12 protein-coding genes are annotated in these 12,732 nt (G+C 71.8%); 7 read left to right on the forward strand and 5 right to left on the reverse strand.

Going from position 1 to position 12,732, the window contains the following annotated elements; all coding sequences use genetic code 11:
• Positions 1-4 precede the first annotated feature (4 nt).
• Positions 5-646, reverse strand: coding sequence for a hypothetical protein (locus AB0C30_RS48685; protein ID WP_357957265.1), 642 nt, complete (start codon positions 644-646; stop codon positions 5-7).
• 129 nt (positions 647-775) lie between these two features.
• Between AB0C30_RS48685 and AB0C30_RS48690 the strand changes: the two genes are divergently transcribed.
• A complete protein-coding gene (locus AB0C30_RS48690) occupies positions 776-1,543 on the forward strand; it encodes an SDR family NAD(P)-dependent oxidoreductase (protein ID WP_357957267.1) in 768 nt (255 codons plus the stop codon).
• A 134-nt stretch (positions 1,544-1,677) separates the two neighbouring features.
• On the opposite strand, the gene AB0C30_RS48695 is transcribed toward AB0C30_RS48690, so the two are convergent.
• Positions 1,678-2,310, reverse strand: coding sequence for a helix-turn-helix domain-containing protein (locus AB0C30_RS48695; protein WP_357957269.1), 633 nt, complete (start codon positions 2,308-2,310; stop codon positions 1,678-1,680).
• 60 nt (positions 2,311-2,370) lie between these two features.
• Here AB0C30_RS48695 and AB0C30_RS48700 point away from each other — a divergent pair, with 60 nt between their 5' ends.
• Entirely contained in the window at positions 2,371-2,661 is a 291-nt protein-coding gene (locus tag AB0C30_RS48700) for an antibiotic biosynthesis monooxygenase (protein WP_357957271.1), read from the forward strand.
• A 191-nt stretch (positions 2,662-2,852) separates the two neighbouring features.
• Here the strand turns inward: AB0C30_RS48700 and AB0C30_RS48705 are convergent, their stop codons facing one another.
• The 3 genes from AB0C30_RS48705 to AB0C30_RS48715 are packed head-to-tail and all read right to left on the reverse strand — an operon-like array spanning position 2,853 to position 6,635.
• Positions 2,853-4,289: an aldehyde dehydrogenase family protein gene (locus AB0C30_RS48705; RefSeq protein WP_357957273.1), complete on the reverse strand. Its 1,437-nt coding sequence runs from the start codon at positions 4,287-4,289 to the stop codon at positions 2,853-2,855.
• Position 4,290: 1 nt separating this feature from the next.
• Positions 4,291-5,457 (reverse strand): P1 family peptidase, encoded by a 1,167-nt coding sequence (locus tag AB0C30_RS48710; RefSeq protein ID WP_357957275.1) that lies wholly within the window; start codon positions 5,455-5,457, stop codon positions 4,291-4,293.
• Entirely contained in the window at positions 5,454-6,635 is a 1,182-nt protein-coding gene (locus AB0C30_RS48715; RefSeq protein WP_357957277.1) for a M20 family metallopeptidase, read from the reverse strand. The genes AB0C30_RS48710 and AB0C30_RS48715 overlap by 4 nt, the downstream gene beginning before the upstream one ends.
• 228 nt (positions 6,636-6,863) lie before the next feature.
• On the opposite strand from AB0C30_RS48715, the gene AB0C30_RS48720 reads away from it, so the two are divergent.
• The 5 genes from AB0C30_RS48720 (at position 6,864) to AB0C30_RS48740 (ending at position 12,695) form a co-directional block, all read left to right on the forward strand.
• Complete coding sequence (locus AB0C30_RS48720; protein ID WP_357957278.1) at positions 6,864-7,835, forward strand: adenylate/guanylate cyclase domain-containing protein; 972 nt, start codon at positions 6,864-6,866, stop codon at positions 7,833-7,835.
• Between the two features lie 52 nt (positions 7,836-7,887).
• A complete protein-coding gene (locus AB0C30_RS48725; RefSeq protein WP_357957280.1) occupies positions 7,888-8,370 on the forward strand; it encodes a SigE family RNA polymerase sigma factor in 483 nt (160 codons plus the stop codon).
• Complete coding sequence (locus AB0C30_RS48730; RefSeq protein WP_357957282.1) at positions 8,367-9,392, forward strand: hypothetical protein; 1,026 nt, start codon at positions 8,367-8,369, stop codon at positions 9,390-9,392. The genes AB0C30_RS48725 and AB0C30_RS48730 overlap by 4 nt, the downstream gene beginning before the upstream one ends.
• 42 nt (positions 9,393-9,434) lie before the next feature.
• On the forward strand, positions 9,435-10,424 hold the full coding sequence (locus AB0C30_RS48735; protein ID WP_357957284.1) for an LLM class flavin-dependent oxidoreductase: 990 nt from the start codon (positions 9,435-9,437) through the stop codon (positions 10,422-10,424).
• A gap of 144 nt (positions 10,425-10,568) precedes the next feature.
• A complete protein-coding gene (locus tag AB0C30_RS48740) occupies positions 10,569-12,695 on the forward strand; it encodes a choice-of-anchor J domain-containing protein (protein ID WP_357957286.1) in 2,127 nt (708 codons plus the stop codon).
• The last annotated feature ends 37 nt before the right edge of the window (positions 12,696-12,732 follow it).

The raw sequence follows: 12,732 nt of genomic DNA on the forward strand, positions 1-12,732 counted from the left end.
TCTTCTAGGCGCTCAGCGCCGGCGTGCCGGGTCCGCGGCCGAGCAGCAGCGCCCCCAGCCACAGCACGGCCATCCCCACCGCGACCAGCGCCGAGTCGCGGCCGACGCCGAGCATCGCCACGGCCAGCACCACGACCCCGGCCGCGACGACCACGGCGCTGAGCGAGGTGACCCGGTGCAGCACCGCCATGATCCCGGCCAGCACCAGCAGGGCCACGAAGAACAGCTGGGCCCCCACCGAGTACACGACCAGCTCCACCCCGGGATACCCCTGCACCTGGTCGAACACCGCCCGCATCGCCGCCCCGTCCGCCGAGGTGAACCCGGCCACCAGGTCGATGACGAGCTGCGCCACGTTGGCCAGGACGCTGAACAGCGCCACCCCCGTCGCCGCCCACACGGCCGCCTTCTGCCCGCCGGTCGTGGGCGCCGCCATCCGCCGCAGCTCCAGCACCATGACGCCGAACAGCAGGAACCCGAGCAACCACACGGCATGCGCGGCTGTCCACCACGGACCGGGCACGAGATCGCCGTCGATGGGACGCATGAGGAGCCAGCCACCGAGGAAGGCGGCGGGTCCGGCGGTGAAGGAGGCCCTGGCGACGCTGTTCGCGAGGCTGTTCGCAGGGGTGTCGGTGGAGATCATGCCACCACGATGCCGCGCCGCCCCGGCCCGCATCATCGGTGATCGCCCCTGACGTGTCCCTGGGAATCGCCGACACCATCTCAGGGCAGACCTGGTGTACTGGTCAGACCAGTTGCTAGGCTAGCCGACATGACGGCATACGACGCGTTGTTCCGCCTGGATGGGCGGCGCGCAGTGGTGATCGGGTCCGGAAGCGGGATCGGACGGGAGTCGGCGCTGGCGCTGGCCGCGCACGGCGCTGAGGTGGTCTGCGCGGACCTGGATCCCGCCGCCGCCGAGGAGACCGCGAAGCGGTGCGGCGGGGCGGCGTCGCGCGGGGTCGATGTCCTCGACGCGGACGCGGTGCGGGCCCTCGCCGCCGAAGCGCCCGCCGACGTGCTGGTGTTCACCGCCGCCACGAATGTGCGCAAGCGGCTGCTGGACTACTCCGGCGAGGAGTTCGAGCGGGTCGTACGCCTCAACCTGCGAGCCTCGTTCGACGTGGTCCGCGCGTTCGGCGCCGGGATGGTGGAGCGCGGGCGCGGGTCGATCATCGGGTTCGCGTCGATCCGGGCATCGGTGACCGAACCCGGCCAGGGCGTCTACTCCGCCACCAAGGCCGGGCTGGTGCAGTTGCTGCGCACCGCCGCCGCCGAGTTCGGCCCGTCCGGCGTGCGGGTCAACGCGGTCGCGCCGGGCGTGGTCGAGACGCCGCTGACCCGGCAGATCAAGGACGACCCCGCCTGGTACGGCGCGTACGCCGCCAAGAGCGCGCTCGGCCGCTGGGCTCAGGCGGAGGAGATGGCGGGCGCCGTGGTCTACCTGGCGAGCGACGCGGCGAGCTTCGTCACCGGCTCCGTCCTGTACGTGGACGGCGGCTGGACCGCCGTGGACGGACGCTTCGACCCACCCAACTGAGCGTCCAGCGCGCTGGACCGACATCACCAGACCAGGACCGGCGTCGCCGGGTCAGCACCTGTGCCACCAGGAGTCAGGACCAACATCGCCAGGGCACGACCGGCGTCGCCAAGTCAGGACCGTCCGCCGCCAGGTCAGGGCTGGCAGAGTCGGCCGCGCAAGGTCTCGCCGACCCAGCTCTCCCAGCGTTCGCGTGACCAGCCGCGCTCCCGGACGAACAGCAGGTACAGCTCCGGGCTGAGCAGCCCGTACAGCACGTCAGCGGCCTCCTCCACCGGCAGGTCCGCCCGTGCGCCCGGCTTGCCGGCCAGCGCCTTGGCCGCCCTTTGCTGGACGACGTAACGCGGGTCGACGTCGTGCGGCCACAGGGCGGCGACCTCGGGGTCGCTCGCGGCCGCCGCCTCCAGCACCTTGCCGATCGGCGCGATCCGCTCCAGGACCGCGGTCGCGCCCGCGACGTAGGCGCGCAGCATGTCCTGGGCCGTGTCGGCGGCCAACGCCGCGACGTACCACGGCCGGTCCATCGTCGCCACCGGCTCGTCGTCACCGGCGATCGTCACGTCGACCAGTTCCTTCAGCAGGGCGCGCTTGTTGCCGAAGACGAAGTAGATCGTCTGCACCGCGACCCCGGCCCTGTCGGCGACGTCCTGCAGATTCGTCGCGCCGTATCCGTCCTGCGTGAACAGCTCCAATGCCGCCGTACGGATGCGCCGGCGCGTCTCCTTCGCCTTCTCCGCCCGTTTGTTCGGCCGCTTGACATCGCTCATGGATAGAGTCTATCTCTAGATCCAGTCACTAGAAGTCAACTCTAGAGAAATGGTCCAGCCATGTCAGTCATCAGCGTCACCCGTTTCCAGGCCGATCCCGCCGAGGCCGAACAGGTCCGGGCCCGGCACGCGACCCTGGTCTCCGCGGTCAGGGACAAGCTGCCCGGCCTCACCGAGGCGCGCCTCGGCCGGCTCGACGACGAGACGTGGGTCGGCGTCTGGCGCTGGGACTCGGCCGCCAGCCTGCAAGCGGCCCGCCAGACACTGCCGGGCACCGCCGCGGCCACTGCGGCATTCGGGGTGGCCCGCGAGGTCACCGCGGAGGACATCGAGATCCTCGACGAACTCTGACCCCTGTCCCGACCCCGGAACCTGAGACCGGACTTGAGACCGGGATCCCAGATAGGGACCCGAGCCCGGGGTCGGGGTCGAGGGTCGGGGTCGAGGGTCGGGGTCGGGTCGGAGCCCGAGCCCCCGACGCGCCCACCAGGCGACCGAACCGGTCTGTCCAACCCCGCGACGCCCGACGACCCCATATCCCCTCAGGGGCGAATGATCGCCATCCGGGTCACCGTGAGCTCCTCGATGGCGAACCGGGGCCCCTCCCTGCCGGCGCCCGAGTCCTTGACGCCGCCGTACGGCATGTTGTCCGCCCGGAACCCCGGCACCTCGTTGACCACCACCCCACCCGCCTCGATCCGGTCGATCGCGGCGAAGGCCGTGGCCAGCGAGCGGGTGAACACGGCGGCGTGCAGGCCGTACCTGGAGGCGTTGACGGCGGTGAACGCGGCGTCCAGGCCGGGCACCGAGCGTACGCACACCACTGGGCCGAAGATCTCCTCGTCCCAGGCGGCGGCCCCGTCGGGCACGTCGGCGAGCACGGTGGGCGCGATGGCCCGCCCGTCGAGCCCGCCGCCGGTGACGAGCGTCGCGCCCGAGCCGCGGACCCAGCCGAGCACCCGCTCGGTCGCGGCCGGGTCGATCAGCGGCGCCACCCGGGTCCGCGGGTCGCGGGGGTCGCCCACGACCACGTCCTTCATCCGCCCGGCCAGCAGCGACAGGAACTCCTCCCGCGCCGGCTCCTCCACCAGCACCCGTTGCACCGAGATGCACGCCTGCCCGGAGGCGTAGTAGCCGCCCCGCACCACCGCCGCGGCGGCGGCCTCCAGGTCGGCGTCGGCCGCCACCACGAGGGCGGCGTTCGAGCCGAGCTCCAGCAGTACCTTGGTGGGCGCCGCGCTCTTCGCGATGGCGTGCCCGGCCGCCGCCGAGCCGGTGAACGACACGGCCCCGATCCGCCGGTCCTCGACCAGCGTCCGGCCCACCTCGACGTCGCCGGTGACGAGCTGTACCCCGGCAGGGGGCAGCGCGCCCGACTCGCGAAGAAGATGGACGAGCCAGAGCGTCGCCAAAGGCGTCGCGGGCGCGGGCTTGACGATCACCGGGCAACCCGCCGCCACCGCCGGGGCGATCTTGTGCGCGGCCAGCAGCAGCGGGTAGTTGAAGCCGGTGATCCCGACCACCACCCCGATCGGCCGCCGCGTCCAGAACCCGATCAGCCCCTCCCCCGACGGCAGCAGGTCCAGCGGCACGGTCTCGCCGTGGAGCCGGCCCACCTCCTCGGCGGCGGTGAGGAGGGTGACAAGCGTCCGCGCCACCTCGACCTGGCAGTCGACCAGCGGTTTCCCGGTCTCGAGTACGAGCAGGCGCTCGAACTCCGTACGCCGTGCGGCCAGGGCGTCATGGGCGGCCATGAGCGCGGCGCGGCGGGCGTGCGAGGGGAGCGCGGCCATGGCGGGGGCGACCGCCAGCGCGGCCTCGACGGCCTGCCGGGCCAGCGCGGCGGTGCCGACGGGGGCGGCCGTCACCACCGAGCCGTCGTACGGGAAGACCACCTCGGCGGTGTCCTCGACCTCGGCCCACCCGTCACCCACGGGCAGCCCGCCGGGCCAGTTCCCCGGCCAGTCCTGAAATGTCACGCTACTTCCCCCAAGCGCTTGGAAACACGTCTCGATAGGCGGGCGCGCCGTCACGGCCGGTGGCGGCGAGCATGGCGTGCGCCACGGCCCGGCTGAAGACATCGGCCCCGGCGGCGAGCACGTCATGCAGCCCAGCGGCACCGGGCGCATTCCGCCCGGCACCCACAGGCGCCGGCCCGGCCGCACCCTCAAAGCCCTCGGTGCTCCCGGCAGCGCCTCCAAGGCCCACGGTGCCGGGTTCCGGGCTGTCCAGCGCCGTAGGCCCGAGGAAGGGGAAGGGGAGGGCACAGGTGGAGAGGCCGAAGATGGTGTCGCCGTCGACCATGGTGTGGGCGGGCCTGATCGCCCGGGCCAGCCCGTCGTGCGCCACGCCGGCCAGTTTGCCGCACTGCGCCTTGGTGAGCGTCAGATCGGTGGCCACCACGCCGATCGTCGTGTTGAACGACGTCACCGTGGCGCCCGGCCAGGCCGCCACCTCGTCCTCACCGGGCTCGCGGAGATGATCGAACTCGCCGGGCAGCCCGTAGCGGGTGCCGGACAGCCGTCCGCCGGTGGGGTCCAGCACGGACCCGACGGCGTTGACGACCGCCATCGCGGCCACGGTGACCCCGGAGGGCAGGACGACGCTGGCCGTACCGATTCCGCCGGCCAGCCCGCCCGCCACCGCGCCGGTGCCCGCCCCGACCGACCCGCACGTCCATGGGTCCGGGCCGTGGGAGTGGGCGGCGGCGTCGTACGCCTCGGCGCCCAGCGAGCCGTCCGGTACGGCTCGGAACGCACCGCCACGGCCCAGGTCGTAGATGACGGCGGCGGGCACGATCGGCACCACGCCGCCCTCCACCGGGAAGCCGATCCCCGCGTCCGCCAGCCGGTCCATGACCCCGCATGCGGCGCTGAGCCCGTACGCGCTGCCGCCCGTCAGGACGATGGCGTGCACCCGCTCCACCAGGTTGCGCGGGTCGAGGAGCTCGGTCTCCCGGGTGCCCGGCGCGGCTCCCCGCACGTCCACCCCGGCCACCATGCCGCCGGGCGGCGCGAGCACGACGGTGGTCCCCGTGCGGTAGCCGTCGCCCACCCGCTGCGCGTGCCCGACCCGCAGCCCGGCGACGTCGACCAGCGAGTTCGTCGCCCCGGCCGTCACACGGACCGGGTCTGACCCGGCCGTCATGACGCGGACCGGGTCAGGAAGCGCCGGGCCGCCTCGGCGAACACGCGGGTGCACCGCACGATCTCCGCCACCTCGACGTACTCGTCCGCCTGGTGCGCGATCCACTTGCCGCCCGGCCCGTACACGACCGACGGGATCCCGCCCCAATGCGTCAGCACCGTGCCGTCCGTGGACCCGGGCACGCCGCCGTACACGGGCGCGGCGCCCGTCACGTGCTGGTGCGCGACGGCCAAAGCGACCACCACGGGGTCGGAGACGGGCACGTCCACCGGCGGCCGGTCCACCAGGATGGACACCTCCGCCGCGATCCCCTCGAAGGCCGCCAGCGCGGCCACCCGCTCGGCCACCGGCTTGTGCTCCACGCCGGGGATCGTCCGCACGTCGATGAAGACCGACGCGGTCGCGGGAATGACGTTCACCTGCTCCTCGGTCCCGGCCCGCACCACGGTCGGCGTCACGTACACCTCCCCGAGGTGCTCGTGCGCGGGGTGCAGCCCCTGCAGCTCCGCCTCCAGCGCCCGCAGCGCCACCAGCAGCGCCCCGACCGCCTGGACGGGGTTGCGGCCGTGCTGCGGCATCGCGCCGTGCGCCATCTTGCCGGTGAAGTCGACCCGCAGCCGCAGCGCGCCCTTGGCGACCGCGCAGATCTCCCCGGCCTCGGGCTCGGCCACGATGGCCCCGTCCACGTCGGCGGCCAGGCCGGAGGCGACGAAGTGGTGGGCGCCGAGCATCAGGCCCTCCTCGTCGGCCAGCGCGCACACCTTGATCCGCCCGGGGAACGGCCCGGCCAGCTGCAGGGCACGAGTGGCGTAGAGAGTGGCGGCCAGGCCCGACTTCATGTCCGCGCTGCCGCGCCCCCACAGCCGCCCGTCGCGGATCTCCCCCCCGAACGGGTCCACGGTCCACGTCGACAGGTCGCCCTCGGTGACCACGTCGGTGTGCCCCTCGAACATCAGCGTCGGCCCGTCACCCCCGCCGCCCTCGACCACGGCCACGACGTTGGGCCGGCCGGGCGCGGCCTCGTCCACGACCGGCTCCCACCCCCACTCGCGCATCTTGGCGGCGACCAGCTCGGCGGCGGGCCGCTCGTCGCGGCCGCGCGCCGGGTCGTTGGTGCTCGGGATGCGGACCAGCGCCTGGGTGAACTCGACGACCCCGACCTCATCCACCTCGATCACAACAATCCCTCCAATGTCGGTACGGCCCGGGGCAGCGTCCGCGTGTAGAGGTTCTGGCCCCCACGGGGATCCAGGTGCCGATTCGCCTCACGCCTTACGGCCTCCTGGCTAGTGCACTGGTCGGACCAGTAGGCTACGCAGATTGCCAGTCCGCGACGGCTCGGGTCAAGGGGACGAGCGGCCCGCTCTGCGTGCGCTACTGGTGCAGCCAGGTGTTATGTTGCGGTCGTGGCGCGCGAGGATCCCGATGGACTGACGGAGGCGTTCCTTCGCGAGCCCCGTCGTTACACCAGCCACCAGGTCGCCGACATGGCCGGCGTCCCGGTCTACCGCGCCCGCAGGTTCTGGCGCGCGCTGGGTTTCGCGAACGTCGCCGACGACGCCGTCGAGTTCACCGACTCCGACGTGGCGGCTCTGCGGACGCTGCTCGGCATGGTGAGCGACGGGGTCTACGACGAGGAGCACGTACTCCTCATGGCCAGATCCCTGGGCCGGGCGACGGCGCGGCTGGCCGAGTCGCAGGCCGAGCTGGGCGCCGACGCGCTCGACCAGGCGGGCGTGCCGCTGAGCGAGCGGCCGCGGGCGTGGCGCAGGCGGGCGGATCGGGTGATGCCCGACCTGGCCCGGCTGCTGGTCTACGCGTGGCGGCGCAACCTGGCCGCCTCCGCCCACCGGCTGGCCGAACAGGAGACGAGCGCGGCCCGGCTGACGGTGGGGTTCGCCGACCTGGTCGGGTTCACCAGGCTGAGCAGGCAGATCACCGAGACGGAGCTGGCCGGGCTGGTCGACAGGTTCGAGGGCCGCTCGGCCGACGTGGTGACCTCGGGCGGCGGGCGCATCGTCAAGACGCTGGGCGACTCGGTGCTGTTCGTGTCCGGGAAGGCGCACGAGGCGGCGGAGATCGGCCTGCGCCTGATCGAGACCCACGCCAAGGACAAGGGCATGCCGCAGCTGCGCGTGGGGCTGGCCGTGGGGCCGGTGCTCGGCCGGATGGGCGACGTGTTCGGCACTCCGGTCAACCTGGCCAGCAGGCTGACCGCGCTGGCCTATCCGGACACGATCCTGGCGGGCCCGGAGATGGCCGAGGAGCTGGAGGGCGACCGGGCCTTCGAGCTGCGCCCGGTCAGACGCCTGTCCGTACGAGGGCTGGGCGAGCTGGTCCCCTTCACGCTCAGCCGCCAGACGGACGGGGCAACCTAGGTCCGCGCTCGATGCGTCCCTACCGTCGACAGGCGACGACAGGAGGCGGTACGTGGCGGACCGGGGGATATATCAGGACTTCGTGGTCACTCGATCGGATCGGCTGTTACGCACGGCGTACCTGCTGACCCACGACTGGGCGACCGCGGAAGACCTGCTCCAGGAGTCGCTGGCCAAGGCATGGTTCGCCTGGGCCCGTGTGGAGGAGCCAGAGGCGTACGTGCGCAAGGTCCTGGTGACCACCTACACCTCGTTGTGGCGCAGGAGATGGCGACGTGAGCTGCCGAGCGACGACCTGCCGGACACCCCGGCCAGCGATCCGGTCTCCGACGACCGCGACGCGCTGTGGCGGGCCGTCGGCCGGCTTCCCGCCAGGCAACGGGCGGTGGTGGTGCTGCGCTTCTACGAGGACCTGCCGGTGACGGAGGTGGCCCGGCTGCTGGGCTGCGAGCCCGGCACGGTCAAGAGCCAGAGCGCCAAGGCGCTGGCCAAGCTGCGCGTGGACGAAACCATTGTGAAGGAGCTGCACCGATGACCGTTCATGACCTGCGGAACGTCCTGCGCGAGCACGGTGACGGCCCCTCCCCCGCCAACCCGGCCCGGCACGAAGAGATAGCGGCCCGCATCCGGCGGATCCGCCTGCGCAGGCGGATGCTGGGCGGCGGCGGGGTGGTCGCGGTGGCGGCGGCCGTCGCGCTGGGCGTCTCCCTCCTCCCCGGGTCCCTCGCCGAGCCGACGGAGCCGCGGCACGAACCCGCCGCCGAGGCCACCGCCATCCCCACGGGGCTGGCGGGCTTGCTGCCGGAGCAGTTCATCGCCTCAGACGGGACGAAGTACCGGCGGATCGCCATCACGTCGATCAAGAGGACTGGGCCGACCAAGGTCTCGGTGACGATCCCGGTCTCCGGCAAGCCGCTCGACGTCGGAGCGGTCTGCGCGGGGCCGGACAGCAGCGCGCCGAGGATATCCGCCGGCAACAGGTCCATGACGGCCCACTTCAGCGGGTGCTCAAGGCGCATGCGGCTGCAGCCGCTCCAAGTGCCGGCCGCCACGCGTGGCAAGCTCACGATCACCTTCGACACGACGACCAGCGGCAAGGTTTGCCTCATCCGGAACGGCAAGTGCGTGCCGCGGGAATTCACCCGCGGCGCCTGGTCACTGGCCGTCTACGAGTGGACGCCGCCCGCGCGACCGGCTGAGCCGACGACGCTCGCGGCCATGCCGGACCACGCGGGAAAGGCACGGCTCGCGGAGACGAAGGCCGGTGTCTGGCCTCAGGAGGGCTCCGCCACGTTCAAGGTGCGGGGCAAGGTCGGCTTCGACACCTCGTGCACCGGCGATCTGGCCGATCGCCTGTGGTTCAGCTTCGTGGTGAACGGCCGCCCGCAGGGGGGCAGCGGCGCCTGCGGCGTATGGGAGGGCGGCGCCTTCCCCTCGGCGGTGAGCGAGTTCAGCTTTCCCACGAACAAGACGACCACCGTCAAGGTCACCTGGAAGCTGCTGGGCAGCGACACCAACCGCCCGGTCCGCTGGGCTGTCGGCCTCTACCAGAAGTAGCCCGGAAGCAGCCACGCCCCGGCGCTGTTGCCGACATATGTGATGAAGCTTTCGATCCTCGATCGCTCCCTCGTCCGCGAGGGGCACGACCCGGCGACGGCGCTGCGCGACACCGTCAGGTTCGCCCGGCAGGCGGAGGAGCTCGGCTACCACCGGTTCTGGGTGTCGGAGCACCACAGCGTGCCGGGGGTGGCCGGCTCGGCGCCGACCGTGCTGGCCGCCGCCGTCGCCGCGGCCACCGACCGGATCCGGGTGGGCACGGGTGGCGTGATGCTGCCCAACCACCGGCCGCTGGTGGTGGCCGAGCAGTTCGGGGTGCTGGAGGCGCTGAACCCGGGCCGCGTCGACATGGGGCTCGGCCGCTCGGTGGGCTTCACCGGCGGCATTCGCCGGGCGCTCGGCCATGGCAAGGAGGACGCCGACGAGTTCGGCGGGCAGCTGGAAGAGCTGCTCGGCTATTTCACCGGGGACCAGCGGGGGCATCCCGGTGTGCACGCGCTGCCCGCCGAGGGGCTGCGGCCGCAGGTGTTCGTGCTGGCCATGGGCTCGGGGGCGGACATCGCCGCCGAGCACGGGCTGCCGATGGTGATCGGGGGCGGCGGGGTCCGGCTGCGGGAGGCGATCTCGCGCTACCGCGCCGGGTTCCGCCCCTCGGCCTGGGCGGCGGCGCCGTACGTCATCGTGGCGGCGAACGTCGCGGTCGGTGAGACGGCCCGCGAGGCGGAGCTGCTACAGGTGCCGGAGGCGTGGGCGACCGCGCGCTCGCGGACGAGCGGCGCCTTCCCTCCGCTGTCCCCCGCCGAGCGGGTGCTGGCGACGGCGATGACCGAGCGGGAGCGGGCGCTGTTCGAGGAGTCCCGCAAGGGGCAGATCCACGGCACCGCGCACGAGGTCGAGATCGAACTCGGCGCACTGGTGGAGCTCACCGGCGCGGACGAGGTCCTGGTGACCATGAACAGCTTTGACCTGGAGCGGAGGCTCGATTCCTACCGGCGGCTGGCTCGGATAGCCGAGCGAGCACGAATTCAATAAAGCTTTTTGGCAATTGACTTACTTGCGCGCCCATCCCTTGGTCAGATAGTCACATTTTGTCACCCTCGCTGACCACTCCAAGGGGGCTTCATGGGGCGCACCCGATTCATCGGAATCGCGGCCTTAATCATGGCATTACCGTTTTTGTCCGCCATACCGGCACAGGCCGATCCGAAGGCTCCGCCGGCCAGCGACATCCGAGAGCTCTCCCGCAAGGATTTCAAGCTCGACGGCAAGCCCGTGGACGTGCCCGCCAAGTACGAGGCCAAGGCACGGGCCAAGACGAAGGCCGCCGCCGACACCCCGCCGGTCGGCACGGTCCGGCAATGGCTCGGACTGGACGACTTCAACGGCACGCTCTACCGCAAGGACTACACGCTGCGCGGGGTCGGCAACAACATCGAGGTCTGGGTCGCCAACGACCTGTCCTTCCCCGCCGGTGACTGCCGGGCGCAGATCGCCAACTCCACGCAGGTCACCGACGCGCAGGTGGCGGACCTGGTCACCCAGTTCGACACCAACATGTACCCGAAGGAGACCGCCACCTTCAGCACGCCGCCGGACCGCGACGGCACCAACGCCGTCCTCGGCCCCGACGCCAACGGCAACGGCGGCGTCTACACCGGCGGCGGCAACAAGACCGTCACCCTGGTCGACAACGTCAGGGACGACAACTACTACAGCTTCCCCGCCGCTCCGACGTACATCGCGGGCTTCTTCTCCAGCCAGTTCAACGAGCTGCTGGACCGCAACGTCATGACGATCGACGCCTTCGACTGGGCGCACCGCACCGGCGCGAACCCGCCCGACGAGCCGACCGCCGACCTGTGCACCTCGCGCCCGGCCCGGCCGCGCCAGTACGAGGGCACGTTCGCGCACGAGTGGCAGCACCTGGCGCACTACTACACCGACCCGCTCGAGACCACCTGGATGAACGAGGGCCTGTCGGACTTCGCGATGTCGCTGGTCGGTTACTCCAACCCCAAGGCGACCGTCAACGAACGCGGCACCGACAGCCACATCTACTGCTTCCAGGGCTTCGGCATCGTCCAGACGCCGTACAACACCAACCCGCGCGACTGCGGCGGCCCGGAGAACTCGCTCAACATCTGGGGTGAGGGCGCCAACGCCAACGGCGTGCTGGCCGACTACGGCAACGCGTACTCGTTAATGGTGTTCCTGTACGACAGATACGGCACGGCGTTCATGTCGGGGCTGCACCGTGACGGCACGCTGCAGGGCCTGGCGAGCCTGAAGGCGAACCTGGCGGCTGCGGGCGCCAAGAACATGTACCAGGTGATCCACGACTTCCAGACCTCCACCCTGGTGGACCGGATCGTCGGCGGCACCAAGGGCGTCATGCTCGGCGTGCCCAAGAAGCGCGTGACGACCGCCAGCCTGAACTCGACCGTCAACCTGGCGAACCCGGCCACCTACAAGACCGCCGGCGCCGCCCCCAACGGCGCCGACTACGTGCCGCTGCAGAAGGCGGACGGCAAGTTCCTGCGCGGGGTGGACCTGCGCTCGCTGTCGTTCGAGGGCGCCAAGGCCCTGCCCGCCCAGCCGCTGACCTGGACCGTCGTCTCCGACGACCCGGACCGCGCGGGCAACCCGGTGCTGTTCTCCGGCAACGCCAGCAACACCAACGCCGCCGCCGTCACCAAGGTGACCGTCCCGGCCGCCGACCCGACGCTGCGCTTCCTCGCCAAGTACGGGGCGGAGCAGGGATTCGACTACGGTTACGTGATCGTCTCCACCGACGGCGGCAAGACCTACACCTCGATCCCCGGCGACAAGACGGTCACGGGCCCGCTCGGCCCCGGCGTCAACGGCACCACGACCGGCTTCGAGCCGCACACCTACAGCCTGTCGGCCTACGCCGGCAAGGAGATCCTCCTCGGCTTCCGCTACGTCAGCGACGGCGGGGTCAACGAGGGCGGCTGGAAGATCGACGACATCACGGTCGGCGCCACGGCGGTCAGCGACGGCTCGTCGCTCGACCCGTTCGACTCGCCGACCGAGGTCTTCCCGACTCCGGTCGAGAACTGGAACGTCCGGCTGATCGGCCTCGACGAGAAGCACTCGGTGGCGCTGCAGCTGGAGTCCAACGGAAAGAACAGCGTCAGCCTCAACCGGCTGCAGCTGGCCACGATGCTGCCGTTCCCGACGGTGGTCGCGGTCGTGGCCTACGACGACTCGACGGAGCAGGTCGGCCAGTACGCGCCGTACACGCTCAAGGTCAACGGCGTCGTCCAGCCCGGCGGAAAGTGACCGCGTGATCTGAGAGCGCCCGCCGCGTCTCGCGGCG

The organism is Nonomuraea sp. NPDC048901, from assembly GCF_040649695.1.
Lineage (GTDB): Bacteria > Actinomycetota > Actinomycetes > Streptosporangiales > Streptosporangiaceae > Nonomuraea.

Excerpts from the sequence above, each read along its gene's own strand:
- AB0C30_RS48685 (WP_357957265.1), bottom strand. The coding sequence starts at position 646 with ATGATCTCCACCGACACCCCTGCGAACAGCCTCGCGAACAGCGTCGCC.
- AB0C30_RS48735 (WP_357957284.1), top strand. The coding sequence starts at position 9,435 with ATGAAGCTTTCGATCCTCGATCGCTCCCTCGTCCGCGAGGGGCACGAC.
- AB0C30_RS48710 (WP_357957275.1), bottom strand. The coding sequence starts at position 5,457 with ATGACGGCCGGGTCAGACCCGGTCCGTGTGACGGCCGGGGCGACGAAC.
- AB0C30_RS48695 (WP_357957269.1), bottom strand. The coding sequence starts at position 2,310 with ATGAGCGATGTCAAGCGGCCGAACAAACGGGCGGAGAAGGCGAAGGAG.
- AB0C30_RS48690 (WP_357957267.1), top strand. The coding sequence starts at position 776 with ATGACGGCATACGACGCGTTGTTCCGCCTGGATGGGCGGCGCGCAGTG.
- AB0C30_RS48730 (WP_357957282.1), top strand. The coding sequence starts at position 8,367 with ATGACCGTTCATGACCTGCGGAACGTCCTGCGCGAGCACGGTGACGGC.
- AB0C30_RS48700 (WP_357957271.1), top strand. The coding sequence starts at position 2,371 with ATGTCAGTCATCAGCGTCACCCGTTTCCAGGCCGATCCCGCCGAGGCC.